At 59.3% G+C, this 25995-nt stretch carries 23 protein-coding genes and 2 tRNA genes; 8 read left to right on the top strand and 17 right to left on the bottom strand.

The features are described 5' to 3' along the window. Positions 1–14 precede the first annotated feature (14 nt). The 3 genes from A37A_RS19320 to A37A_RS0110460 all read left to right on the top strand — a co-directional run bounded on the left by A37A_RS19320 (position 15) and on the right by A37A_RS0110460 (position 2138). Positions 15–122 carry an AURKAIP1/COX24 domain-containing protein gene (locus A37A_RS19320; RefSeq protein WP_018291454.1) on the top strand — a complete coding sequence of 36 codons (108 nt, stop codon included), beginning with the start codon at positions 15–17 and terminating at the stop codon, positions 120–122. 254 nt (positions 123–376) lie between these two features. Continuing rightward, on the top strand, positions 377–1291 hold the full coding sequence (locus tag A37A_RS17025) for a D-alanyl-D-alanine carboxypeptidase family protein (RefSeq protein ID WP_018291453.1): 915 nt from the start codon (positions 377–379) through the stop codon (positions 1289–1291). Positions 1292–1337: 46 nt separating this feature from the next. Then, positions 1338–2138 carry an undecaprenyl-diphosphate phosphatase gene (locus A37A_RS0110460; RefSeq protein ID WP_018291452.1) on the top strand — a complete coding sequence of 267 codons (801 nt, stop codon included), beginning with the start codon at positions 1338–1340 and terminating at the stop codon, positions 2136–2138. Between the two features lie 641 nt (positions 2139–2779). On the opposite strand, the gene ltrA is transcribed toward A37A_RS0110460, so the two are convergent. Both ltrA and A37A_RS0110445 read right to left on the bottom strand, forming a co-directional pair. Beyond that, positions 2780–4099: a group II intron reverse transcriptase/maturase gene (gene ltrA, locus A37A_RS0110455; protein ID WP_020494312.1), complete on the bottom strand. Its 1320-nt coding sequence runs from the start codon at positions 4097–4099 to the stop codon at positions 2780–2782. A gap of 342 nt (positions 4100–4441) precedes the next feature. Beyond that, complete coding sequence (locus tag A37A_RS0110445; RefSeq protein ID WP_018291450.1) at positions 4442–5920, bottom strand: hypothetical protein; 1479 nt, start codon at positions 5918–5920, stop codon at positions 4442–4444. Between the two features lie 201 nt (positions 5921–6121). Between A37A_RS0110445 and A37A_RS17020 the strand changes: the two genes are divergently transcribed. Both A37A_RS17020 and A37A_RS0110430 read left to right on the top strand, forming a co-directional pair. Beyond that, positions 6122–6619, top strand: coding sequence for a hypothetical protein (locus A37A_RS17020; protein ID WP_018291449.1), 498 nt, complete (start codon positions 6122–6124; stop codon positions 6617–6619). Between the two features lie 7 nt (positions 6620–6626). Then, a complete protein-coding gene (locus tag A37A_RS0110430; protein WP_018291448.1) occupies positions 6627–7247 on the top strand; it encodes a YrhA family protein in 621 nt (206 codons plus the stop codon). A gap of 24 nt (positions 7248–7271) precedes the next feature. Here A37A_RS0110430 and A37A_RS0110425 read toward each other — a convergent pair whose 3' ends face one another. Together A37A_RS0110425 and proB are read right to left on the bottom strand one after the other, a co-directional pair. After that, positions 7272–8534, bottom strand: a complete 1263-nt coding sequence (locus A37A_RS0110425; RefSeq protein ID WP_018291447.1) for a glutamate-5-semialdehyde dehydrogenase — start codon at positions 8532–8534, stop codon at positions 7272–7274. Next, a complete protein-coding gene (gene proB, locus A37A_RS17015) occupies positions 8531–9304 on the bottom strand; it encodes a glutamate 5-kinase (RefSeq protein WP_020494309.1) in 774 nt (257 codons plus the stop codon). The genes A37A_RS0110425 and proB overlap by 4 nt, the downstream gene beginning before the upstream one ends. A gap of 363 nt (positions 9305–9667) precedes the next feature. Between proB and A37A_RS0110410 the strand changes: the two genes are divergently transcribed. Beyond that, positions 9668–10570, top strand: coding sequence for an NAD-dependent epimerase/dehydratase family protein (locus A37A_RS0110410; protein ID WP_018291444.1), 903 nt, complete (start codon positions 9668–9670; stop codon positions 10568–10570). Then, positions 10549–11448, top strand: a complete 900-nt coding sequence (locus A37A_RS0110405; RefSeq protein ID WP_040887731.1) for a bifunctional 5,10-methylenetetrahydrofolate dehydrogenase/5,10-methenyltetrahydrofolate cyclohydrolase — start codon at positions 10549–10551, stop codon at positions 11446–11448. The genes A37A_RS0110410 and A37A_RS0110405 overlap by 22 nt, the downstream gene beginning before the upstream one ends. Positions 11449–11565: 117 nt before the next feature. Here A37A_RS0110405 and A37A_RS0110400 read toward each other — a convergent pair whose 3' ends face one another. Both A37A_RS0110400 and A37A_RS0110395 read right to left on the bottom strand, forming a co-directional pair. Beyond that, positions 11566–12132 (bottom strand): TetR/AcrR family transcriptional regulator, encoded by a 567-nt coding sequence (locus A37A_RS0110400; protein WP_020494307.1) that lies wholly within the window; start codon positions 12130–12132, stop codon positions 11566–11568. An 18-nt stretch (positions 12133–12150) separates the two neighbouring features. Beyond that, positions 12151–12612, bottom strand: coding sequence for a nuclear transport factor 2 family protein (locus A37A_RS0110395; RefSeq protein ID WP_018291441.1), 462 nt, complete (start codon positions 12610–12612; stop codon positions 12151–12153). 168 nt (positions 12613–12780) lie between these two features. Between A37A_RS0110395 and A37A_RS0110390 the strand changes: the two genes are divergently transcribed. Then, positions 12781–12948 carry a hypothetical protein gene (locus tag A37A_RS0110390; protein WP_155996562.1) on the top strand — a complete coding sequence of 56 codons (168 nt, stop codon included), beginning with the start codon at positions 12781–12783 and terminating at the stop codon, positions 12946–12948. Here the strand turns inward: A37A_RS0110390 and rpoC are convergent. The 11 genes from rpoC to A37A_RS0110335 form a co-directional block, all read right to left on the bottom strand. Next, positions 12929–17113, bottom strand: coding sequence for a DNA-directed RNA polymerase subunit beta' (gene rpoC, locus A37A_RS0110385; protein ID WP_018291440.1), 4185 nt, complete (start codon positions 17111–17113; stop codon positions 12929–12931). The two genes, A37A_RS0110390 and rpoC, sit on opposite strands and share 20 nt — an antisense overlap. 136 nt (positions 17114–17249) lie before the next feature. After that, the gene (gene rpoB / locus A37A_RS17010) at positions 17250–21071 is read right to left on the bottom strand and encodes a DNA-directed RNA polymerase subunit beta (RefSeq protein ID WP_020494304.1); all 3822 of its coding nucleotides are present in this window, start codon (positions 21069–21071) and stop codon (positions 17250–17252) included. Positions 21072–21164: 93 nt separating this feature from the next. Beyond that, positions 21165–21551, bottom strand: coding sequence for a 50S ribosomal protein L7/L12 (gene rplL / locus A37A_RS0110375; RefSeq protein ID WP_020494303.1), 387 nt, complete (start codon positions 21549–21551; stop codon positions 21165–21167). A gap of 167 nt (positions 21552–21718) precedes the next feature. Further along, positions 21719–22243 carry a 50S ribosomal protein L10 gene (gene rplJ / locus A37A_RS0110370; RefSeq protein WP_018291436.1) on the bottom strand — a complete coding sequence of 175 codons (525 nt, stop codon included), beginning with the start codon at positions 22241–22243 and terminating at the stop codon, positions 21719–21721. Positions 22244–22266: 23 nt separating this feature from the next. After that, positions 22267–22968: a 50S ribosomal protein L1 gene (gene rplA, locus A37A_RS0110365; protein ID WP_026195780.1), complete on the bottom strand. Its 702-nt coding sequence runs from the start codon at positions 22966–22968 to the stop codon at positions 22267–22269. Positions 22969–23019: 51 nt separating this feature from the next. After that, positions 23020–23445, bottom strand: a complete 426-nt coding sequence (gene rplK, locus A37A_RS0110360; protein WP_020494302.1) for a 50S ribosomal protein L11 — start codon at positions 23443–23445, stop codon at positions 23020–23022. A 104-nt stretch (positions 23446–23549) separates the two neighbouring features. Next, on the bottom strand, positions 23550–24176 hold the full coding sequence (gene nusG, locus A37A_RS0110355; RefSeq protein WP_018291433.1) for a transcription termination/antitermination protein NusG: 627 nt from the start codon (positions 24174–24176) through the stop codon (positions 23550–23552). A gap of 7 nt (positions 24177–24183) precedes the next feature. Beyond that, the gene (locus A37A_RS0110350) at positions 24184–24474 is read right to left on the bottom strand and encodes a hypothetical protein (RefSeq protein ID WP_018291432.1); all 291 of its coding nucleotides are present in this window, start codon (positions 24472–24474) and stop codon (positions 24184–24186) included. Between the two features lie 35 nt (positions 24475–24509). After that, a tRNA-Trp gene (locus tag A37A_RS0110345) sits at positions 24510–24582 on the bottom strand. A 56-nt stretch (positions 24583–24638) separates the two neighbouring features. Next, complete coding sequence (gene tuf / locus A37A_RS0110340; protein ID WP_020494301.1) at positions 24639–25823, bottom strand: elongation factor Tu; 1185 nt, start codon at positions 25821–25823, stop codon at positions 24639–24641. Between the two features lie 77 nt (positions 25824–25900). Beyond that, positions 25901–25973: transfer RNA gene (locus tag A37A_RS0110335), tRNA-Thr, on the bottom strand. Positions 25974–25995: the final 22 nt, after the last annotated feature.

Below are 25995 nucleotides of genomic sequence, written 5' to 3'. Positions count from 1 at the left end.
AAGAAGGATTAGGCATGGGTTCGCTCAAGAAACGCCGCAAGGCGAAGATGAACAAGCATAAGCGCCGGAAGCGGAGGCGCGAGAATCGCCACAAGAAGAGGCTCCGTTACAAGCAGGGATGACGCAAGCTCCGGTTGTCTTGTCCTGCTGTCACAGGAGAGCCGCCCGAACTTGGCAAAGATTCTGCGCCCGGAAGAGGCAACGTCCGCAAGGAGATCTGCAATCGGAGAATTTCCTGGACAGCTAAAAGCTGGCCGAGCACGATACGGTGCGTTGCAGCCACATGACGTGGATCGGCCCGAGCGCGCAGATGGCGTTGTGCTTAGCACGCACCCAGCACGAAAAGGCGGTTGTCAGATAGCCGTATAGCATCCATATGGCGAGATCAGCGTTCCACCGTCTGGTTCTGGTCGTTGCCGCCGCCCTCTGGCTCGGGAGCGGTGCCGATCTCACGGCTGCCCGTCATCACCGGCACGCAAGGGCGGACTCCTCTTTCCTCTCGGCCGATAGCGAATGGGAAGCCGATCGCTTGGTGGAAGCAACGGCGGCACTCCTGTACGATCCGATCCGCAATCGCGTCCTTTTTGCTCGCAACCTGGATGCTCCCCTAGCTCCCGCCAGCACGACCAAGCTGATGACCGCACTCCTGGTCTATGAGCAGACGGGATTGCGGGGGTTTGTCACCATCCTGCCGCAGGACACGGCGGTCGAGCCTTCCCATGTGCCTTTGCGCATCGGGCAGCGGGTTTCCGTCGCGGAGCTCGTCCAGGATCTGCTGGTGGGATCCTGCAACGATGCTGCCCTCGCCCTGGCCCGCTCTACGGCCGGGTCCGTCCCCGCCTTCGTTCATCAGATGAACCGGAAAGCCTGGGAGATGGGCTCTCTCCACACCCATTTCGTCGATCCTCACGGCCTCGCTTCCTACCAAGAGGGCCAGGTGACGACGGCACAGGACCTTCTCCGCATCTTCCAGGCTGTTCTGGACGTCCCCTCCCTGCGGCAAATCCTCATGACCCGTACGGTTGCCACCCGAAGCGGGAGCCAACTGCGGATTCTCCACAACCATAACCGACTCTTGGGGAAATACGAGGGGATGGGCCCGGCGAAAACCGGCTGGACTCGCGCGGCACGTCATACCTATGCCGCCGCCTGCCAACGCGATGGCCATCCTCTGTTGCTGATTCTCCTGCACAGTCCAGACAAGTGGAGGGACGCGACCGTCCTGTTCAACTACGGCTTCCGGCAGGTGAAAGAAGCGAACCCGCCTCCGGCCTCGGCGCAGCCGCTTTGAGCCGAAGGTTCCTATCCTCGAGACGACTGACGGATTCGCAGAGATCATGAATGATTTTTTGACAAGCACTCTCTTGGGGATCGTCGAAGGGATCACGGAATTCCTGCCCATTTCCAGCACGGGTCACCTGCTGATCACGGAGCATTGGCTAGGGGCTCGCTCGGAGACCTTCAACATTTTCATCCAGCTCGGGGCCGTGCTCGCGGTGACCCTCCTCTATTGGAAGCGGATCGTCGCTCTGGTCGTAGGGGTCCGAAATCCGGAAAACCTTGATTACTCCCTCAAGCTTGCCCTCGCCTTTTTCCTCACCTCGCTCTTCGGGCTTGCCGTGAAGAAAGCGGGTTGGAGGCTCCCCGACCAGCTCACCCCGGTGCTTCTGGCCGTCCTGGTCGGCGCTCTTTGGATTTTTCTAGCGGAGCGCCGCTTACGCTCCCTGCAAACGACCAGTCAAATCGGCTGGATGACCGCCTGCGCGGTGGGGATCGCGCAGGTACTCGCCGGCGTCTTTCCGGGTCTTTCCCGATCGGGGGCCACCATTCTCACCGCTCTCCTCTTCGGGGTCAATCGTCCAGCGGCCACGGAGTTCGCATTCCTCCTGGGCATCCCGACCATGTTCGCGGCAAGCCTCTTTTCCTTGGTCCAGGAGACCCATTTTTTCCGCAACCTTCCTGCGGATTCTTGGAGCGACCTCGTCGTCGGTTTCGTCGTCTCGGGAATCACCGGATTTGCCTCCGTCCGGTGGCTCTTGAGGTACATTCAAAGCCACACCTTCATCCCGTTTGCCTGGTACCGGATTGGCCTGGCTGCGGCTTTGATTGGGCTGCTGGCCCTTCCTTGGAAGAACTAAGAAGGCCGTACGAAAAACAGAGCTTGAGCACGTCCTCATAGGAAAACTCGGGCGCGGTTACCAAGGCGGCCTCCGGCACCACCGCCAGGTACCCCGTAAAGGGCGTCGGGCAGGTGGGAATGAATACGGTGCAGAGAGTCCCCTCCACCCGCCTTGGCCTGGATACGGCCGCACAAACTCCCCATGGCTAAAGCCAGGGGGTTCTAGAGAATAGAGATTCCGGCTCTCCGGGGCTCTCGCTTACGCTACAGCATCCCCCGGCCTCGCGGAACGGCTGCGAGGGCAGCCGCTTCCCATTTTCCCCTTCGACGGGCGACCAGCTCTGACGTTCCTGACGTGCGGTCGGGACAAGCCCTCCCGGCTCGCTGGTTCCTTCACTCTCGACATCGCCCGTCGCAGGAGCGGTTCCGCACCCGGCCAGGACTTTCTAACCCGGCTGATGTCGAGGAAATCCTTCTCGGAGCATTTTGCGTAGAGTCGAGGAGTGGCGCGGTGCGACGTAGGAGAGCCATAGCGGGAGCTGCCCCTTTCGGTCCGGCAGTGCCTGAGTATCTCTCCCTATCGTCCGTCTCCACTCCCCGCTCATCAAACCGAACGTGCGGATTTCCCGCATTCGGCTTTCGGACAAGGTTTGCGCAGGATTATGCCCACGGCAGGCTCCGCGCTAAGCTCGCAAGGGAAAGAAGACCCAACTGGTCCCGGAGAAACTCGTCCGGGAAGTGGGTCGTTCCTTGCCCAGGGACTTTGTGCTTGCGGCAGAGCCACCGGCGGAGCCGATACCGGACGTGACGGTCCACCACCCGGTACGCGCGGCTCACCGAGCCAAGACAGAAGTAGTTTGCCCATCCTCGCAGCCGGAGGTTGAGGAGCGCTACCAACTCTTTGCCTTCCCGTCCCTGGGTGTTCCGACCGAGCTGCTCGCTTAGGCTTTGCAGCAGCCGCTGCACCCGCTTCGTGGAGGGTTGTGTTCCCAGGTAGCTTCGGCCCGTAATGGGCTTGTAGCGACGACCAAAGGTATAACCGAGAAAGTCGAAGCTCTGCTCCGGCACTCGGCAGATCCGGGTCTTTTCCTGGTTCGCGGTGAGCCCGATTCGCTCCATGATCCTTTCCATCTGCTCGCGAGCTTCCTGAGCGTGTTGCCGGCAGAGGATCACATAATCGTCCGCATAGGAGACGATGTGCGCCGCCCATCGGACGGCCCAGCCTTGCCGCTTCCATCCCAGGATAAACCGCCTCATGTAGAGGTTGGCCAACAGAGGAGAGATGGGCGCTCCTTGCGGAGTCCCCCGCCTCCGATCCTTGGCCTGAGTCGTCCTCCGCTTCCCTCCTCGGCCGTCGTCTTCCTCGACGGGCATCTCCAGCCAAGCTTTCAAAAGAGCCAGCATGGCTCCGTCGGAGATCCGCCGGGCCAAGCTCTTCATCAGAGCATGGTGAGGGATGCTGTCGAAGTAGCCGCAGAGGTCGGCGTCGACCACCTCGGTATAGCCCGCTTTGAGAAGAGCATGCACCCGGTTAACCGCATCCAAGGCGCTCCGCCCTTCTCGATAGGCATACTGTTCTTCGGCTAAATCCACCTCGAAGATCGGGCTCAGCACGAGGACCGCAGCCATCTGCACCACCCGATCCCGTATAGTGGGTATCCCTAAAGGCCGTTGCTTCCCGTCGGGCTTGGGAATCCATACCCGCCGAACCGCCTGCGGCCGATAGATCTTGTTTCGGAGTTCTTCCGCCAATCGGTCCAACCACGGCTCCACCCCCTCCGCCTCGATCTGCTCGAAGGTCTGCCCATCGACTCCCGCTGCCCCACCGTTCTTTCGGCAGAGCAGCCAGGCGTAGGCGAGCACATCCTCGCAGTAGAGCTTGTCGTAGAGGGCGTAGAAGCGATAGGTCGGACTTGCCTTCGCTTTCTCCTGCAACGCCATCTGGAGCTTCCGAACACGTAGGGGAGGTTCTAGACTCATCGCCAATCTCCGTGCTCTTGCTCCTTCCGACGTTTCCCTTGAACTAAGGCCCCTTCCCTCCCCCGGACTTTCTCCGAGCTCTCCGGTACCTCGGACCTATCCGACTCCCACCGGGTCCCGCCTCGACCCCTCGCGGGGCAGCGGTCGGTTCGCTCGGGACCTACCCGAGCTCCCGGCCCGATGGGCCTCCCGTGTTGATGCACCGTCCTTTGCCCGCATGCCCTCGCCCAGTACCCCGGCGGCTCTCCCCAGTGCCCATATTGCTCTCCTTCCCAGGGAGTCATCGGCCTTCGCTTCTTTCTCACAAGCTTGGCGCCCGCATTGAGCGTTTCGAGGCTTTGTTCAGCGTTCACTTCCCTTAGGGCCTGCTTGCTCGCTGGCCCGCTCTCCGGGCCTTTTCCTCCAGAGGCTTCGACCACCGGCGTCACCACCAGCAGCCGCTCCGAATGCTTCCGGCTGGAGCAATAGTTGCCGGGTGGAGATCACTCCCTCCCCACTGGACGATGCACCCTTTTCACGGCGCACGAGAAACGCGCTGTAGAGATCCCGCTGCACCGGCTCGGTGCGGCCATCGCCGAAGACGTGCGTCCGCAAAGAGAGCGGCTTCTTCACGTAGTGCCCGGTCGTATGGTCGAACTGGCTCAAGCGGGTCTTCCGGGGGTCGATCTCGATGAATCCTCCGCCAGCGCTTTCAGCCTTGCGGCGAATCTTCTCCACCCACATCCCCGGAGCGCGCACCTTCACTTTCCGTCCGAAATTCTTTTGAAAACTGCTATAGCATAGCTTCTCCCCCTTGATGGTCTTTCCCTGCGCCAATATCCGATTCGCGAGATTGCCGTGCGCGGTCTTCCGTGCGGCGGCCAGCCGCCGCTCGGTTTCCGCGAGATCCCGTCGCCTGCGCTTGTAGCGTTCCGACCGGACCCAGCGCTTGGGTCCACGCTTGACGCATCCCTTCGCGTCGTAGTTTGCGGGATTGGTCGCCCGGCGGGACCGGTCCANGGACCGCAAGATCCGCCGCGTCTCCCTCCAGGGCTGCTCGACTTCCGGACAGAGCTTTTCCAGGCTTGCATCCGTTTCGGAGACGAAGGCCACTGTCGATGGCCCCAGATCGTACCCGACGACATCCTCTCCCGCGGGCCGAACCTGCGGGGCGAGTCCTTCCTGGACGAGCTGCGCGTACCAGCGCATCCGGCCCCGGATCGTCCTGCGAAGGATGCGGACGTATTTGGTCCGGGCTTCCAGCGCGATGCGCTGCCAGCCGCGCTTGTCCTTCGGATCGAGCCGAAGCGGCAAGACCAAGCCCGCCCAATGAATCGCCGGAACCGGTTCTTTCCGGAACCGGATCAGGGCATCGCCCTTGCCTTCGACCGAGTGGAACCGGCTGGCTGGCTTGAATCTTGGTCGGCCCCGAACGTCGAAGGCATAGCCCTGGACGGCCTGAAATGCCCGCAGACTCGCGGTCCGCGTGTCGTGCGATCCGAGATGATCGCCGATGGAGCAGGCATCCCGGCATGCCTCCGCGAACTTCTGGATGGAGTCGCGAGTAAAACCGAATCGTTCCTGTGTTTTTCGGAAGCGGCTGGATCGCTCCTTGTTGGCGATCCGCTTCCCGCTTTGTTCATCCATGACCGTTTTCGGCATCCGGCAAGCGTGCTGCCAGTCCTTGGATTGCCGCATCAAGGCCAGCCGGCGAAGGGCCTCGCCCAAGGAGGCATTGTAGATCTGGCGTGCTGCTGCGAGGCGCTTGGAGAGGGCAACCTCGTCCGCCGCGGTCGTTCGCGACGGAAACTCGGCGATGTAAGATGGAGTCTTGGCTCGCATCGAATGCTCTCCAGCATCTTATACAGACACGTAAATATCCATCAAGCTTTGCCTCGCCGCTCACCCCATGGCTAAAGCCAGGGGCTTGCGCGGCGATTTTCGGTCATCTCCACCTTCACCAGTGGGAATAACCAGGAGAATGCCCATCATTTCCTCCATACCGCCCTTCTCCATCCACAGCTCAATCTTCCCCCGGGCTCAGTGACGGATGCCTACATTCCCCGTCCTCTCTTTCCCTTTTACTCTCCGACCCGCAAGACTTTCGAGAGCGTGGACGAAGTGAAGACGGAACTCAAGCGCCTCGATCCAAAGGCAGAACTTCCGCCTAGCTGGCAGCGGCGGCTGGTCGATTTCTCCCGAGCCGCCCGAAAGTTGCCGTACGAGGTTCCCAGCGAATACCGGGAGGCGATCCGGACCTATCAGAATATCCATTACCGGCCGGAGAATCGCGACCCGGGACCCGAGCAGGAGGCCAGGAAAGAGGCGACCGCAGAGGGCGCCGTGCTCGCGCGGCAGTTTTTACCGGCCGGTGCTCGGATCGACGGTAAAACCCTGCCCGTCGACCATGCGCCGACATTCCCATTGCCCATTCTTTGGGAATCAAGCAGAATAAAAAAGGAATCGTCGGATTCCATTTTCGCCATTCTTCGATCCTCTCGATCCCATCGCACCCAGAACGAGCCTGCCCGAGATCTCTAGCCTTCCCATGAACTACAAGACCTACGTAGCGCTCGTGAACGAAGAAGAGCAGGCAGCGGGTTTCCAACCCTTCGTCGGTCGTCCGGTGGCACAGGTGCAAGCCTATGCCCAAGACGTGGAAGAACGGTATGGGATCAGGATTCCCGCGGATTACCTCGATTTTCTCCTGCTAGCCGACGGCCTAGCCCATAACGGGGTCGTCTTCTACGCGATCGACCTGGAGGAAGAGAAAGACCAGTTCCTGCCCGGCCTCATCGCGGAAAATCTCGCCGTGCAGGATCTCCACAAACGGCCGGAATACCTCCTGATCGGCCATTCGGACCTTTTTCGCTACGCCTATTCCTTTCCGGAACGGAAGTATTTTGCTCTCCATGCCGATACATTCGAGGCCGCTGCGGAATTCTCGAGCTTCAACGAGATGATGGTGAACGCGCTCAAACACGAAGCGCTAGGCCTTTTCGACGAGGACGAGGAGGACCGGGGAGAAGAAGGCCCGTTCGACGAGGATTTCGAAGGGGAGCCTTTGGAAGAAGAAATTGGCGAGTCTCCCCACCAAGAGACCGAGGAAAGATCCGCGCCGGAGAAGCCGAAGCGGAAGGGGAATGGAAACCGGCCGGAAAAACATTAACCTGCCTGTCTCACGTGCAGGTATCTATTCCCGGATTTGGCCGGAACCAAACACGACGTATTTGTAAGACGTAAGCTCGCCCACCCCCATCGGGCCGCGTGCATGGATCTTGTCCGTGCTGATTCCGACCTCGGCTCCGAAGCCAAACTCTCCTCCGTCGGTGAATCGGGTGGAGCTATTCCAGTAGACGACCGCTGAGTCGACAGAACGAAGAAACTCGTCAGCCGTCGCCGAATCTTCCGTCACGATCGCATCGGAATGGCTGGAGCCGAACTGCTCGATATGCGCGAGCGCCTCGGCCAATCCATTGACGACGCGCACGGATAGAATCAGGTCGAGGTATTCGGTCGCCCAGTCTTCCGGGCCCGCTGGAGCCACGTCTGGCCCGCCGAGCTGCCGCGTCTGCTCATCTCCGCGAATTTCCACGCCACGACTTCGCAACTCCCGGACCATCTCCGGAAGAAACGCAGGGGCAATCGCCCGGTCCACCAGCAATGTTTCCATGGCGTTACAGACACCGGGTCGCTGGCATTTTGCGTTGAGCACGATCTTTCGAGCCATCTCGAGATCGGCGCGCGCTTCGACAAAGACATGACAGATGCCCTGGAAATGCTTGATGACCGGCACCTGGGCATGGCAGACCACCGTCTCAATGAGACCCTGGCCCCCTCTAGGGATCAGGAGGTCGAGATAGCGCCGCTGGCGACAGAGGATCGGAATCGCCTGCCGGTCGGCCATCGGAAGGAGTTGAACCGCCGCCGGAGGCAATCCTGCCAGTTGGAGTCCTCTCCGCAGGGTTTCCGCCAGCGCGATATTGGAGCGAGTGGCCTCGCTCCCACCCCGGAGGACCACCGCATTGCCCGCTTTCAAGCAGAGGACCGACACATCGACAGTGACGTTGGGGCGGCTCTCGTAGATCACTCCGATGACCCCGATCGGGACGCGAACCTTCCGGATCAAAAGCCCGTTGGGGCGCATTCTCTCCTCGAGAATCCTCCCGATCGGATTCGGCAAGCTCCGGACCTCTTCGACTCCGCGAATGAGCGAGGCAAACACCTTTGGCGAAAGGGTCAAGCGATCGAGCAGGCTCGGCGACAGGCCCTGTTTGCGCCCTTCCTCCCGATCGAGCCGATTGGCCTCTTCGATCCTAGGTCGCGCCTCCTCCAAGGCTTCTCCGATCGCCTGGAGCGCGCCGTCGAGCCTTGCGACCTCGATTCGACCCAGCTCTCGCGCTGCTGCCTTGGCCTCTCGGCAGATGGCTTCGATCTGTTCTTCCAAGGGGATCATGGCTTCCCTCCTGCTAGGAAAAGGGTGCCCACCGGATCGCCGGAGGCAATCTTCCGGAGGATCTCCTTCTCCCGGCCATCCGCGATCTGCATGGGGATTCCGGCGCCTCCGGCAATCCGAGCGGCCTCCACCTTTGTCGCCATGCCGCCTACGGAGCGTTCGCTCCGCGTTTTTCCCGCCATTGCTTCGATTTCCTCTGTGATCCTTTCCACCAGGGGGATGATCCTTCCTCCTTCGTCATCCCGTTCCCGCAAGCCGGGAACATTGGAGAGAATGATCAACCTGTCCGCCTCCACCATAGCGGCCACGTGTGCAGAAAGCCGATCGTTATCCCCAAACTTGATCTCTTCATACGAAACTACGTCATTTTCATTGATGACAGGAATGAAGATTCCTCGAGCCAGCAGATGCTCGATCGTTTTCTGCGCGTTTTCGTAGAGGGTGCGGCTGTCCAAATCGAGATAGGTGAGCAGAAGCTGCGCGACATGAAAGCCGCGCTCGGAGAAGAGTTCCTCGTAAAGCCGCATGAGTTGCGGCTGGCCGACCGCGGCACACGCTTGCAACTCCTCGATCGCCGTGGGACGCCTTCGATATCCCAAGAGATCCATTCCACTGCCGATCGCTCCCGAGCTGACCAAAACGATCTCCCAGCCTTCTCCCTTGAGCATGGCGATCTGCTCGACCAGCCGGCGAATCTGCGGCAGATCGAGATTTCCCTCCGGGGTGCTCAAAATTCCTGTTCCCAGCTTGACGACCCATCGTGGCTGCAATCGTCTATTGCGCTTCTCCCCAGCCATTTTCGATTTCCCCGACCTTGAAAATCCGGACACTACGCCACACCCACCGACGGAACCAGCCTCTCTCCGGGACGGAGCCGCTTTGAGCGCGGAGCCACCGACGAGGGCAAAACAAATCGCATGGGAATCTTCTATATGAGGGCTCACCCTGGTTCTCGCAACGGCTTTTTCCGAGTTGACGCGCTCTTTTCCTGCCTCGGAAGAGCAAGATCTGGCTAGCCGCCATTACGAAGGGCGGAGGAGCAGAATGGGACCAGGACAGCCCTTGGAAAGAGAAAATGCCTCTTTGCTTCCGATGCAAATCGACGCAGATTGCCTCGAAACGGCCTATCCCCCATGAGCCTCTCTGAAGAAATCCTCTTAGTTGGCTGCGGGTATGTGGGCAGCCGGGTCGCCCAAATCCTCCATGCACGACGGATCGGCTTGCGAGCATGGGTACGAACGGAATCGAGTCGGGCTCGACTGAGCGGCCTTGGTATTCCGGCTCTTGCGGGTGACATTGGGTCCCACAAGGCATGGGAGAGCCTGACGAATCCTCCCAGCTTTCTGCTCTATGGCCCCTCTTCTTCTCGTGGCGGCACCGACGAATACCGAAACGTGTTCCTCACGGGGCTTTCCCACGCGCTGCGACGGTTTCCCGGAACCCCCCTTCTCTTCCTATCCTCGACTTCCGTTTACGGCCAGATGACCGGCGAACTCGTGGATGAGGAATCCCGCGCCCAGCCAGAATCAGAAACTGGCCGAATTCTCCGCATAGCGGAGGATCTGGCATTGGACGCGGATGGGGTCGTTCTGCGAATCGCCGGGATTTACGGCCCGGGTCGGTCCCGGCTTCTCGATCGCTTTCTGAGTGGCGAAGCGACGATTTCGACCATGGATCGATGGATCAATCAGATTCATCGAGACGACGTCGTCTCCGCCATCCTTCATTTCCTTGAGTTGCGTCGTCGTCGAGAAGTAGTCAACATCGTCGATGACGAACCGGTAAGGGAGAGTCGATTTTACGGGTGGTTGGCGAGCTCCCTGGGAAAGAGCCGTCCACCGCAGAGCGAAGAAAGTAGGGTTGTTTCCTCGAAGCGGAGGGTGACACACAAGAGGATTTCCAACGCCAAGGCGCGCGCATTGGGATGGACGCCTCTCTATCCCTCGTTTCGCGAGGGTCTTCTTCCCCTCTTGCGAGGCTCTATGCCGCTGGCCGTGCCAGGAGGAGGAGAAAGATGCAAGCCGCAAAATTATTAGAAGGTCGCGTGGTTGCCGCCGCCGTCCGTGAACGAACCCGACTGCGGGTCGACGAACTCCGGCGGCGGGGGGTGGAGCCAGCCGTCGTCTTTTTTCGAGTCGGCGAAGATCCTGCCTCGGAACTCTACGTGCGCATGAAGAGGAAACGAGCGAAGGAGCTCGGTATCCTCTCCGAAGTGATTGCTCTGCCCGGTTCGACTACCGAACGAGAACTCCTCACCCGATTGGAGGAGAAGAATCGAGACTCCCGGATCCACGGCATCCTGGTACAGATGCCCCTTCCCCGGCAGATTCGGGTGGAGACGGTCTGCCAAGCGATCGACCCCTCCAAGGATATCGACGGCTTTCATCCGATCAATGCCGGCAAGCTGCTCTTGGGAGATCCTTCCGGCTTCCCTCCCTGCACCCCTGCGGGGATCTGCGAGATCTTCCGGCATTACGGTCTGGTCACGGCAGGGGCGGAAGTGGTCATCCTCGGGAGGAGCAATATCGTAGGCAAGCCCCTTGCGGCGCTCCTCTTGTCCAAAGGCCCGCAAGGAGATGCCACCGTTACGGTTCTCCATTCCCAGAGCCGAAATATTCCGGAGCATTGCCGGCGTGCCGACTTCTTGATCGCCGCCTTGGGAATGGCGGAATTCGTTCGAGGCGATATGATCAAGACCGGGGCTGTCGTTGTCGACGTGGGTGTCACCCGTCTTCCGGATCCGAACCTTCCGGGAGAGAGCCGGATCGTAGGAGACGTTCACTTCTCGGAAGCATCCCAAGTCGCAGGCTGGCTCACGCCAAATCCGGGAGGAGTGGGCCCCATGACCATCGCCATGCTCCTTGCAAACACCGTCAAGGCCGCCGAATGCGTTGCCGGCCGCCGAGAGGACTGAAGACCGTCTCTCTCTTCTTCGCTCTTCGGCGCAGGCCTCTGTGATTTCTGTCAAAACAAGCTACAGAGCCGACCTCAGCGACCGATGCCGTGGCAGCGGGACTCTTGTGGCAATTGATCATCGTCGATGTGACGATCTGCGCGTGCGAACTTGGAGCCTCTGCATACTACGGGAGAAAACGGCTTGGTCACCCAGCGCTCTGGCGAGTATCAGCGCGCCTTGGATGCCTAAGACTATTTCTTCTGCGGTGGCAGCCGCTGCTGCCTTATCCCAGCCCTGCCGGACAAGGGCGCCTGTAAGCGCTTGTATCCAGCGCCGGAAGTAGCCAGCGATTACGTCCGCGAATCGATTGCGAGTCTCGTCCAAGGCGAAGGCGCCAACAAGACAGATACGCCCACCGGAGCAAAAATAAGAGTTGACTGCATCCCACATCGTTGCAATCGCGCGGTCACTGTCTTCATCCTGAAGTGGCTGAAATACGTGCCTTTCAAACCACGCATCAACATCCGCGAGCACCGCACCTGCCATCTCCTCCTTCCCACCTGGGAAGAAATGATAGAGGCTGCCCTTGCCGACCCCAGTCCGTTCGATAATCTGGCTCAGTGATGTCCCTTCGTAGCCGAGCTCTCGGAAGACTTCTGCGATCCGCGGAACGACATCGGAGCGCTCATTGAGAGTTCGCACCAAGCTCCTCCGAAGGTCTCAGAGCCCAAGGTCTGACAAACCAGGATGATCGTCCGGCCGTCGACCGAGCGGCCAATGGTATTTGCGATCATCTGCTGCGATCGGCAGGTCATTGATACATGCAAACCGGCGTTGCATGAAGCCATTGGCATCGAACTCCCAGTTTTCGTTGCCGTAGGACCGAAACCAGTTGCCGCTGTCGTCATGCCACTCATAGGCAAACCGGGCCGCGATCCGATTATCTACCCAGGCCCAGAGCTCTTTGATCAGCCGGTAATCCAGTTCCTTCGTCCATTTGCGGGTTAGGAAGGCAACGATCTCGGGACGTCCATGGATGAATTCAGAGCGGTTCCGCCAGCGGCTGTCGGACGTGTACGCCAACGAGACCTTTTCCGGGTTGCGGCTGTTCCAGGCGTCTTCAGCCAAGCGGACCTTCTGCATTGCGCCTTCTTGCGTGAACGGTGGTGCGATGACGGTCATTACGCTCTTCTATACTGTTGGGTACAAACTAAACCGTTCGCCACACTCGGTCAAGCAAGAATGGGCGGAGAGCGCGACCCGACTGTAATCACGGTGGCTGCAGCGTGCTCTCGGAGAGGCACACTACGGTTTGTTGCGGAATTCGTTCATATGCAGAGCGGCGCGGGTATGATTTCTGTCAAAACACCCTACGCCGCCAACCTCGACGACCGAACAGAGGAAGACGATGCAACACTTTTTGATGGATTGCAGCAGTATTTGGCGGAAGTCACACCCTCCGCGGCGGCGGAACGCTTCTGGCAGCGATCCGTTCGGACTACTCCCCGCTTGGGCTAGCCGCCGAAGCCCGTTGCAGGAGTTGGCTCCACTGCGGTTTCTCGGATGGAGCCTCCTCTTGGCCCAAAGCGGGCTGAACCGGCGGTTCTCCATGCTCCACTAACTGGAGATGGCGATAGGTGCGGAATCCCGTGCCAGCCGGGATCAAGTGCCCCATGATGATGTTTTCCTTGAAGCCTCGGAGCTTGTCGATCCTTCCCAGCGTAGCGGCGTCGGTAAGGACCCGTGTCGTGTCCTGGAAGCTTGCGGCGGCGATAAAGCTCTCGGTCTCCACCGAGGCCTTGGTGATGCCAAGAAGCACCGGCACGCCTTCCGCTGGTTTGCCGCCCTTGGCCTCCACTTCGCGGTTGGCCCGTTCAAATTCCAGCCGGTCTATCTGCTCTCCCCACAAGAAGGGGGTATCTCCGGCATCGAGGATCTTCACCTTGCGCAGCATCTGCCGGATGATGATCTCGATATGCTTATCGTTGATCTCAACACCCTGGAGCCGATAAACTTCCTGCACCTCATTGAGAAGATATTCCTGCAGTTCCTGAGCCCCGCCCACCTCCAGGATCTCCTGCGGGACGATCGGACCCTCGGTCAGTTGCTGCCCTTTGCGCACTACGTCGCCTTTGAAAACGATCAGATGCTTGGAAAGCGGAATCAGATGTTCCTCTTCCTGCCCCGATTGCGGATCCTGGATCAGCAGACGCCGCTTCCCGCGGATGATGCCGCCATCTTCGACGATTCCGTCGATTCGCGCGATTTCCGCCGAGTCCTTGGGTCGCCGCGCCTCAAAGAGCTCGGCAACCCGCGGTAGACCGCCCGTGATGTCTTTGGTCTTGACCAGCTTTCTCGGTGTCCGGGCGATCCGCTGACCGGCAGCTACCTCCTCCTTTGGCTTGACCTCGATGCGAGCTCCCGCAGGAATGCCGTAAAAGGCGAGCGCTTCCCCGCTCTTCGGATCTCGAATCACGATTTGCGGGTGGAGGTCGTGCTTATGCTCGATGACAACCGTTCCAATCTGCTTGGTCGTCTCATCGAGTTCCTTCTTGACCGTGACCCCCTCAAGGATGTCGTGGAACTCCACGACCCCAGCCTTCTCCGTCAAAACCGGCACGTTGTAGGGATCCCACTGGACGAATACTTGCCCCTTCTTCACCTCCCCGCCGTCCGGAACGGAAACAAGGCTGCCCATGATGATGGTGTGGCGTTCCAGTTCGCGCCCGGAGGCATCCACGACCGAAAGGAATCCGGACTTGTTCAAAACGACGAAGTTACCATCCAGAGAACGAACGACCCGGAGGTCGACGTACTGGACTAGGCCGTCATTCTTCGCCCGGATCTGCGGCTGTTTAAAAATCTGCGAAGCAGTTCCGCCGATGTGGAATGTCCGCATCGTCAGCTGGGTGCCAGGCTCTCCGATCGACTGAGCGGCAATCACTCCGACCGCCTCGCCCAGCTTTGCCACGCGGTTGGTCGCGAGATTGAGCCCATAGCACTTGGCACAAACCCCCCATTTGCTCTCGCAAGTGAGGACAGACCGGATCCGAATTTTCTCCACGCCCAACTGCGCGATGGCACGCACCTTCGCGTCGTCCAAGAGGTCCCCGCTGGCCACCAGCTTCTTGCGGGAGACCGGATCGGTGATCTCTTCGCACGAGACGCGGCCGTAGATCCGATCGCTCAGCTTGACGATCTCTTCGTCTCCTTCGTAAATCGCCTGCGCGACCAACCCGTTCATGGTCCCGCAATCCTCTTCAGTAATCACCACGTCCTGGGCCACGTCATGGAGCTTTCGCGTCATGTAACCCGCATCCGCCGTCTTGAGTGCCGTGTCCGCCAAGCCCTTCCGCGCGCCATGGGTGCTGATGAAGTATTCCAGAACCGAGAGCCCCTCTCGGAAATTGGAAGTGATGGGGCGCTCGATGATTTCGCCGGAAGGTTTCGCCATCAACCCACGGATTCCCGCCAATTGCCGCACCTGCTGACGATTTCCTCGCGCGCCCGAATCGACCATCAGAAAGAGCGGATTAAACTCGGCCCGCTCCCGACTGCCTTCCAGGGTTCGGAAGATCAGGCCGGAAATCTCGTCCGTTGCCTGGGTCCAGATGTCGACGATCTTGTTATAGCGCTCCCCGTCCGTGATCGCACCCGAGCGGTACTGCCGTTCGACGACGGCCACTCGCTCCTGGGCCTTCGAGACAACCCGACCCTTCTCTGCCGGGATAATCATGTCGCTCATCCCGATGGAAATCCCCGCCCGGGTCGCCTCTTGAAATCCCACCCGCTTGAGCCGGTCGAGGCAAAGCGCGGTCTCTTCCCGACCAACCAGTTGATAGCAACGCAGGATGAGATCGCCGAGCTGCTTCTTGCCCGCAGGCTTATTGAAAAAGCCCAAATCTTTCGGCCATATCTGGTGAAAGATCACTCTCCCCGGAGTCGTCTCGATAAATTTCTTCTCCTTGTCCCCCACGGGCGTGTCTCGATCGAAATCGGGATTCGCGAAGAGAATGGGATCATGGGTCTTGAGAACACCCTCTCCCAATGCGAAGAGCACTTCGTCCGCTTCGCCGAAAATGGGCCGCCGACGCTGCGTAGTCCCCGCAGGAAGCCGATGAGGAGACTGCGTGAGATAATAGCAGCCGAGCGTGATGTCCTGGGTGGGCGTCATGATTGGACGTCCGCTGGACGGGGAAAAAATGTTTTGGGAGGAAAGCATCAAGAGCCGGGCCTCCAGTTGCGCCTCGATCGAAAGGGGAACGTGAACCGCCATCTGGTCGCCATCGAAGTCCGCGTTGTAAGCGGTGCAGACCAGCGGATGAATCCGAATAGCATCCCCTTCGATCAGAACCGGTTCGAAGGCCTGCACCGAAAGGCGATGCAGTGTCGGCGCTCGATTCAAAAGCACCGGATGGCCCTGGGTGACTTGATCGAGAACATCCCAAACCAGAGGATCCTGCTTCTCGATCATCTTCTTGGCGCTTCGCACCGTATGGACATGTCCCAGTTCCCGAAGTCTCCGGATCATGAATGGCTCGAATAGAACCAGGGCCATCTTCTTTGGCAACCCGCATTGCTTGAGCTTCAGTTCCGGCCCAACGACGATCACCGAGCGACCGCTGTAGTCGACCCGCTTGCCCAAAAGGTTCATGCGGAAACGGCCCGTCTTCCCGCGCAGCATGTCGGAAAGCGACTTGAGCGGCCGATTCCCAACCCCGGTCACGGCCCTCCCGTGGCGACCGTTATCCAGGAGGGCGTCAACGGCTTCCTGCAGCATGCGCTTTTCATTCCGAATGATGACCTCCGGAGTTTTCAGCTGCAAAAGGGTGCGCAGTCGATTGTTCCGGTTGATCACCCTCCGATACAGATCATTGAGGTCTGACGTCGCGAAGCGCCCTCCTTCCAGGGGGACCAGCGGCCGAAGATCGGGCGGAATGACCGGCAAGACCTCAAGGATCATCCATTCCGGTCGTGTGCCGATGCTCAGGAAGCCTTGCACCAGCTTCAGCCTCTTGGCCATTTTCTTGCGGAGCTGCTTGCTGCGAGTCTGATCCATGCTCTGCGTGAGCTGAGAAGCAATCTCGTCCAGGTTGAGTTGCCCCAGGCAATCCCGCACGGCTTCCGCTCCCATCTTGGCGACGAACGACCCTTCCCCGTACTGCGCGACCGCATCGCGGTGCTCCGGCTCGGTCAGAAGCTGCTTCGGGCGCAACTGGGTCTGGCCTGGATCAATGACTAGGTAGTCTTCGTAGTAGATCACCCTCTCGAGGTCACGGGCCGTCATATCCATCATGAGCCCGAGCCGACTCGGCATGCATTTGAGAAACCAGATGTGCGCCACGGGTACGGCCAGGCGGATGTGGCCCATTCGCTGCCGACGCACCCGCGAGAGAGTCACCTCGACTCCACATCGATCGCAGACTACACCCTTGTATTTGATGCGCTTATACTTGCCACAGGCGCATTCCCAATCCTTCGTCGGACCGAAAATCCGCTCGCAGAAAAGTCCTCCCTTTTCCGGTTTGAAGGTCCGGTAATTGATCGTTTCGGGATTCTTGACTTCCCCTTTGCTCCACGATTCGATGGTTTCGGCCGAAGCGATGGTGATACATGCTTCGTTGAAATCACTCGACCGTTCCAACCCGAGAATCTCTCGAGCCGTCATGCCTTCGGTAACCATAGTGTCCCTCCACCGTGCTGCGCCTTTTTTTCAAAACAGCTTCTCTTTTTACGTCGTAAAACTAGCCTGCCTGTCTCGCAAAGTTCGTACCCGAGGCGCTGCGAATGGGCCTGGATGCAAGGCAGGTGAGGGTAGATCATGCCGCTTCCGGGCCGACCAAAGCCTTCCGCTCCTCGCCGCCCATCATCTCCGCATCGGAGGGTGCCCGAACGCCGATCTTCGGGTCGAGGCAGAGACCTTGAAGCTCCTTCACCAGGACGTTGAACGATTCCGGACGACCAGGTTCCAAGTAGTTCTCTCCTTTCACGATCGTCTCGTAAATGCGGGTCCTCCCCGAAACATCGTCCGATTTCACGGTGAGCATTTCTTGGAGCGTGTAGGCTGAACCGTAAGCCTCCATTGCCCAGACTTCCATCTCTCCAAAGCGTTGCCCGCCGTACTGCGCCTTTCCCCCAAGCGGCTGCTGGGTAACCAGTGCATACGGTCCAACCGCGCGGGCGTGGATCTTATCGGCCACCATGTGGTTTAGCTTCATCATGTAGATGACGCCCACTACGACGCGCTGATCGAAACGATCCCCGGTGCGTCCATCGTAGAGAACGGTCTTGCCGTCCTCGTCTAATCCAGCCTTGCGGAGGAAGTTTTGGATCTCCTCCTCTTTCACCCCATCGAAGACGGGCGTGGCGATCGCAAACCCCAATTTTCTGGCGGCGATGCCCAGGTGCGTCTCCAGTACCTGGCCGACATTCATCCGGGAAGGCACACCCAGGGGGTTGAGGACGATGTCAACCGGAGTTCCATCCGGCAAGCAAGGCATATCCTCGACAGGAACGATCCGGGAAACCACTCCCTTGTTGCCGTGCCGACCGGCCATCTTGTCTCCGACGGAGATTTTCCTCTTGCTGGCAATGTAGACCTTGACCTGCTTGACGATTCCCGGCTCGATGTCTTCCCGGCTTTCCACTTGATCGAGCTCGCCTTCCTTATCGTTGCGAAGCTGCTCAAACTTCGACTCGAAGCTCCCGATGATCTCAAAGATCTTCGTTCGGATTGGGCTGGGGTCGATCTCGATGTGATTGCAACAAGAGGCCATTTTCCGCAGGAGGGTCTTGGTGATCTTGCGGTTCGCCGGAATCAAAATCTCTCCGGTTTCCGCATCCACGACGTCCAGCGGGATCTTTTCGTTCAGCAAAATGTTAGAGAGGGCCTGGGTAAGCTCTTCCTTGAGCTCGTCTTCCTTTTGCTCGTAGCGGCTTTCGATCTCTTTGACCTTCTGCTTCGCTTCGCTCAGGTCCAGTTTCTCTTTCTCGGCCTTGGACTGGTGGCTGCTCACGCGCACGTCCATGACGATTCCACTTGTGCCGGATGGGACTCGTAGCGACGAATCCTTCACATCGGCAGCTTTGTCGCCGAAGATCGCACGAAGCAGCCGCTCCTCTGGGGCGAGCTCGGTCTCGCTCACCGGGCTGATCTTGCCGACCAGGATATCGCCGGGCTTGACCTCCGCGCCGATCCGCACGGTGCCGCCGGTCCCGAGATTTTTTAGCGCATCGTCGCCGACGTTCGGAATATCTCTGGTGATCTCCTCAGGACCTAACTTCGTATCCCGCGCGACAATCTCAAACTCATCGATATGGACGCTCGTGAAAAGATCCTCTTTGACCAGCCGCTCGGAGAGAATGATCGCATCCTCGAAGTTGTAACCGTTCCACGGCATGAACGCGACGAGCAGATTCTGCCCGAGAGCCAGCTCTCCGTTGGTCGTAGACGGGCCGTCCGCCAGCGGATCTCCCCGCTTCACCTTATCCCCTTTTCGGACGATCGGCTTCTGGTTGATGCAGGTCCCTGCATTCGACCGCATGAATTTCCGGAGCGAGAACGTGCGCATCCCGCCCTTTTTCTTCCTCTCAGCTTCTTGCGACGACGGCTCGATCACGATTTCGGTTGCGCTCACCGAGACAACCTCCCCATCCACGTCGCTGAGGAGAACCGCCCCGACGTCCTGGACGACTCGACGCTCAATCCCAGTCCCAACGATCGGAGCTTCCGGACTCAGCAGAGGGACCGCCTGACGCTGCATGTTCGAACCCATCAGGGCGCGGTTGGCATCGTCATGCTCAAGAAAGGGAATGAGGGCTGTGGCAACGGAGACCATGTGCTTGGAAGAGACATCGAGAAAGTTGACCTTTTCCCGATCGACCTCCATGAATTCGCCCCGAAAGCGGACAGCGACCCGCTTGGTCTGGATGAGTCCGTCCGCTCCCACGGGCGTGCTAGCCATCCCGATAATCACGTTTTCTTCCTGATCGGCAGACAAGTAGACGATTTCGTCCCTCGCCTTGCCATTCACCACCTTGCGGTAGGGTGCCTCCAAGAAGCCGTAGTCGTTGAATCGGCTAAAGCACGACATCGAAGCGATCAGGCCGATGTTCGGTCCTTCCGGCGTCTCGATCGGACAGATGCGGCCATAGTGAGAAGGATGGACATCGCGCACCTCGAAGCCAGCCCGTTCCCGGGAGAGCCCACCGGGCCCGAGCGCAGAAAGCCTTCGCTTATGGGTGATCTCTGAGAGCGGATTGATCTGGTCCATGAGCTGGGAGAGCTGGCTGCGTGCGAAAAAGTCGCGAATCGTGGCAGAAAGCGCCTTCGGATTGATCAGCTTCTGCGGCGTCATTCCCTCGGTGTTGACATCGAAGAGAGTCATCCGCTCCTTGACGAGCCTCTCCGTTCGCGCCAAGCCGATCCGACACTGGCTCGCCACAAGCTCACCCACGCTCCTCACGCGCCGGTTCCCCAAGTGGTCGATATCGTCGGTCGTTCCCTCGCCATGCTGGAGGGAGATCAGGTAACGAGTGGCCGCCACGATGTCTTCTGGGGTCAGGGTGCGCGTCTCCAAGCTGGTGTCGAGCCCCAGCTTCTGATTGATCTTGTATCGGCCGACTCGACCCACGTCGTAACGTTTGGGATCGAAAAGAAGCCTCTTGAGCAAAAGCCTCGCGTTGGCTTCGGTCGGCGGATCCCCGGGCCGCAAACGCCGGTAGATCTCCTTGAGAGCCTCCGCTTGATCGCGCGCGGAGTCCCGGCGCAAGCACTTCACAATCGTGTCGTCCTCCCGGATGTCGACCACCCGAATCGTCCTGACTTCCGCCTCCAGCAAAAGACGCACCGCCGCCCCCGTGAGGGGCTCCAACCCTCTCACAAGCACCTTCTCCGTATCCCGGGGATCACGCGCCTCGCGCACCAGCACCTTGTTGGGGAGATCTTCGTCGCTTGGCGGAGCCGCTTCGAGGTCGAGGTCTTCGATCGGGTAGAAGAGCTCGAGGATCGCTTCGTCGCTTCCATGACCCAAGGCACGAAGCAGCGTGGTGATCAGAAACTTTCGCCGCTTCTTTCTTCGATCTAAATGGACGTGAAGAAGATCGCTCGTGTCGAAAGCAACCTCAAGCCACGTGCCCCGATCCGGAATCACTCGAAAGGAGTAAAGCACCTTGCCATTCAGGTGGAGATTCGACTCAAAGCAGATTCCCGGCGAACGGTGCAATTGGCTGACGATCACCCGGTCCGCGCCGTTAATGACGAAGCTTCCATGATCGGTCATCAAAGGGAGCTCCCCCATGTAGACGCGCTCTTCCTTGACCCCGTTTTCGTCGCGCAGACGAAACGTCACATAGAGCGCGGCCGCGTAGGTCTCCCCATTTTGCAGGCAATGGAGAGGCGAAAACTTCGGCGGAGTCGATTCGTAGAAAAGGTATTCCAGCCGTACCTTCCCGTCGTAGCTCTCAATGGGAAAGACTTCGAGAAAGACACCGTGAAGGCCTTCTGGCTTCCGCTCGTTTGGGGGAGCGCTCAACTGGAGAAACTCCTCGTAGGATCGAATCTGATGTGCGATCAGGTTCGGCAAGGGCACTGTTTCCGCAATCTTTCCGAAGTTTACTCTCTGCCAAGCTCTTATACTCATGCCATTTTCCGCCATCTACCGGCCGGCGTCGACCGGCCCGGTCGGTTTCCCCACCGGGCCCCGACGTTCTTTTCCCGATTCCGTTCGGATCGTTTATTGAATCTCGACCTGGGCACCCGCTGCTTCGATCTTTTTCTTGATCGTTTCCGCCTCTTCCTTGGTTACTCCCTCCTTGACCGGCTTCGGAGCACTTTCCACCAAGGCCTTTGCTTCCGCGAGCCCAAGTCCCGAGACGGCGGCCCGAACTTCCTTGATCACCGCGATCTTGTTGCCGCCCACAGCCTTCAAGATCACATTGAACGAGGTCTTTTCCTCTGCTGCCGCCTTTTGGGCCTCGCCCCCGCCCGCAGGAGCCGCCGCCACCGCGACGGGTGCCGCGGCACTGACGCCCCACTTCTCTTCGAGCTGCTTGACCAACGCCGCCACTTCGAGAATCGTGAGGTTGCTCAACTGTTCCACAATCGCACTCAAGTCTGCCATGATACCCTTTCCGATCCCGTAGCGCCACGCACCCGCGTCGGCGATTCTCCCCGGAGGGCTCCGAGGCTAGCAGGATCCTTTTTCCCTTCCCTTCGGGCGATTTCCATCGCCCTCTTCGGCTTCTTCCTCCGAAGCTTTTTTACAACCCGAGCTCCGCCGCTCCCAGCCTACTCCGACGTCGCGCTCGCCCGCTGCCTTTCATACGCGGCGAGCGTTCGCGCCAACGCTCTGGAAGGCTCGGCCATCCCGCAAAGCAATCGCGTTGCGGGCGCCTGCAACAGCCCGAGCATCTTCGCCAGCAACTCTTCCCGTCCGGGCAGTTCGGCGATCGCCGCTGCCTCCGCGGCGCTCAGGGGACGGTCATCGAGCAGGCCGCCCACCAGCTTGGGCCGAGTGAATTCGGCCGTGAAATTCTTAAGGGATTTCGAGGCGGCGATCATGTCGCCGTGAGCAATCGCGGCCACCTGCCCCTTCAGTTCCCATTCCACTGGTAGTTGCCGAGCCTGCCGCAAGATGCGTGTCAGCGCCTGAACTTTCGCGACCCGACAACGCGCCCCCACAGCGGAGAGGCGTTGGCGTAACTCGCGAAACTCCTCCGCACGAAGGCCCGAGTAAGCTACGAAAAGAACATAGGCCGAACCCTCGAGCCAGTTCCGGATCTCCATCGAGAGCAATTCTTTTTCCGGCCTCATGATTGGTCCCTTTCCCTTCCCTGCTATTTGTGCTGAAATGTCCCTGCATCCAATGGAATGCCCGGACTGACGGTCGAGGAAAGAGTCAGCGATTCCACGTATCGCCCTTTCGCCGCAGGCGGCTTTGCCTTCTGAACGGACTCCATCGCCTGCATGGCGTTGTCCTGCAAAGCGCCCGCCGGGAACGAGCGCCTTCCGATCACGACGTGCACGTTCGCACTCTTGTCCATCTTGAACTCGACTCGCCCTGCCTGGCACTCTGTGACTGCGGCAGCCACATCCTCCGTGACCGTTCCGGTGCGCGGATTCGGCATCAGCCCCCGCGGACCTAGCACCCGCCCGAGCTTGCGCACCTCCTGCATCGCGTCGGGGGTGGCGATCGCAACGTCAAAGTTGGTAAATCCCTCGGAGACTCTCTTAATCAAATCCTCGAAGCCAACAAAGTCGGCCCCGGCGGCTTTCGCTGCCTCTGCCGCCGAGCCCCGGGCAAAGACGGCGATTCGAACCTTCTTCCCGGAACCGTGCGGAAGACGAACGCTGCCACGGACCATCTGCTCGCCCTGTTTTGGATCTACCCCTAAATGCATCGACAGCTCCACTGACTCGTCGAAGCGCCCCTTAGGCATCTTCGCTAGAACCTCCACAGCTTCGCTGATCCCGTAGCATTTTCCCGCCTCAAGATGCTGCACCGCCTCACGGTAACGTTTGCTTCGCTTAGAACTCACGTCTTACTTCCTTCCAAAACATCCCGCTTGAATGCTAATCCGCTCGAGTTGTCACCCTTCAATGTCGATCCCCATGCTGCGCGCCGTGCCGGCGATGATGCGGAATGCGGCTTCCTCGGAAGTCGCATTGAGATCCTTCTTTTTCTGCCGGACGATTTCCATCACCTGCGCCCGTCCGACCTTTGCCACCTTTACGCGATTCGGCTCCTTGGAGGCAGTAGCGATATTGGCCGCTTTCTTCAGCAGCACCGCAGCCGGCGGGGACTTCGTCACGAAGGTGAAGGACTTGTCCTTATAGATCGTGATGACGACGGGAAGCAGCATGCCCGCCTCCTTTTGCGTCTTCGCGTTGAACTCCTTACAGAAGCCCATGATGTTCACGCCGTGCTGCCCGAGAGCCGGACCGACGGGCGGGGCAGGGTTCGCTTGCCCGGCCGGTATCTGGAGCCTAACGATCGCGTGTACTTCCTTGGCCATTTTTTTCTCCCTCCTTCACCTGCTGATCCGCGTAGTACGCAAGACCCTAAATACTAAGCGCCCGTGCATCCGCGACGACGATTCGCTCCCTATCCCTCCGCCTTTTACGCTGCCTTTTCGACTTGCCAGAATTCCAACTCCACTGGTGTCGAGCGTCCGAACATGTTGACGGAAACCCAGAGCTTCCCGCGCTCCAAGTCCACCTCTTCGACCACCCCTTCCGAGTTCAAAAACGGACCGTCACCCACCCTCACGCGATCCCCGACGGCGAAGGAGGTCTTGGGCGTAGGCCGCTCCTTCCCCTCCTCCATCTGGCGCAAAATGTCCCCGACTTGACCGGGTGGCATCGGCAACGGGTTTTCCCCACCCGCAAAGCCGATGACGCCCGGGGTTTCCCGGATGAAGTACCAACTCCGTTCGATCAGCTTTTCTTGACCGTCGCGTAGCTGCATTCGGACGAAAACGTAGCCGGGGTAGATTTTCCGGTCCATTTGGACGCGCTTTCCCCTCCGGATCTCCGAAACGCGCTCCACCGGGATCACTACTTGCTCGATCAGGTTTCCCATCTCTTCGGTTTGCATCCGTCTTTCAATGTTCTTCTTCACGCGCCCTTCGTGACCCGAGAGCACGTGCAGAACGTACCATTGACCCCGATCTTCCGATGTTGCTTCCGCGCTTCCACCCTGCTCGTCGCTCGATCCGGCTTCGTGCACTTCTTCCAAGGGTTTCATCGACCTCCTACAAGTGCAGCCTGGTGACAAAACCGACCACCCGAACAAGCAAAAAGTCGGCCAGGGTCACTACCGCAGCGAGCAACACCGAGGAGATGGAGACCACCACGGTCGAATCGATCAGTTCCCGATACCGCCGCGCTCCTTTTTGTTGGGGATCCCATGGCCATGCGCATTTTTTCAGCTCCTTCGAAACCTCGGTCAGAAAGGTCGCTGTCCGCTTTCTGTATCGCGCCCACACCCATCCCAGCGCACCGACAACGATCGCGCCGATCGCTACCGCGATCCATGTTGACAAGGAGATAGTTGATAAGGAAATAGTTTGCATAGCCGCAGGGCAGGAGGGACTCGAACCCCCAACCGACGGTTTTGGAGACCGCTACTCTACCAATTGAGCTACTGCCCTGTTGCAGATACTCTTTTTTTAGGTACGCAGATTCGCTATCGGATTCAACTCCTTCGCTACGCCAGTATCTCCACCACCCTGCCGGCGCCAACGGTCTTGCCGCCTTCGCGGATGGCAAACCGCATCGCTTTTTCCATCGCGATGGGAGTGATCAACTCAACCTCAACCTCGACATTGTCGCCGGGCATCACCATCTCGACCCCTTCCTTCAACTTCACATTACCGGTGACGTCCGTCGTGCGAAAATAAAATTGGGGCCGATATCCGGCGAAAAAGGGCGTGTGGCGTCCCCCCTCCTCCTTGGAGAGCACATACACCTGAGCCTTAAACTTCGTGTGCGGAGTAATGCTTCCTGGTTTTGCAACGACCTGGCCTCGCTCGACATCCTCCTTCTTAGTGCCGCGGAGCAGGACCCCAACGTTGTCTCCGGCTTCCGCGGATTCGAGGATTTTTCGGAACATTTCGATATCCGTCACCACGGTCTTAACGGTCGGACGGATACCGACGATCTCCACCTCTTCCATGCGCTTGAGCACTCCTCGCTCCACACGACCCGTCACCACCGTTCCCCGACCTTCGATATTGAAGACATCCTCGACCGGCATAAGGAAGGGCAGATCTTTCGGCCGCTCCGGGATCGGGATGTACTCGTCCATGGAAGCAATCAGCGATAAGATGTTCTTTTCCTGCTCCGGATCCCCTTCTAGGGCCTTGAGCGCGCTGCCCCGAACGATCGGGATCTTCTCCCCTGGAAATTCATACTTGCTCAGTAGCTCGCGCACCTCTAGCTCCACGAGATCGATCAACTCCTGGTCATCGACCATATCGACCTTGTTGAGAAAGACCACGATAGCCGGAACCCCGACTTGGCGAGCCAAAAGAATATGCTCGCGCGTCTGTGGCATGGGGCCGTCTGGCGCGCTCACGACGAGAATAGCTCCATCCATCTGAGCGGCACCGGTGATCATGTTCTTGATGTAATCCGCGTGACCTGGACAGTCGACGTGGGCGTAGTGACGCTTATCGGACTGATACTCGACGTGTGTCGTGCTGATCGTGATGCCACGCTCCCGCTCTTCCGGAGCATTATCGATCTGATCGTAACCCTTCTTCTCCGCAAGACCTCTCTTGGCAAGGACAGAGGTAATCGCCGCAGTCAGCGTGGTTTTCCCATGATCCACATGCCCGATGGTGCCTACATTCACATGCGGCTTCGAACGTACGAAACTCTCTTTCGCCATGAATACTCCTCGCTTCTAGTCTTCCTGACCGTTCCGGTTCCAATAACTGACTTTCTTGTCTACCTTCCCTGTGACCGAGCCCATGACCGGGCTTGAACCGGTGACCTCGTCCTTACCAAGGACGTGCTCTGCCAACTGAGCTACATGGGCATTCGCCGTATCCCCCCTCTTG

Origin of the sequence: Verrucomicrobium sp. 3C, assembly GCF_000379365.1 — a bacterium.
Taxonomy (GTDB): Bacteria; Verrucomicrobiota; Verrucomicrobiia; order Methylacidiphilales; family Methylacidiphilaceae; genus Methylacidimicrobium.
The sequence above is the reverse complement of the archived record's forward strand: the minus strand, read 5'-3'. Positions and strand labels throughout refer to the sequence as shown.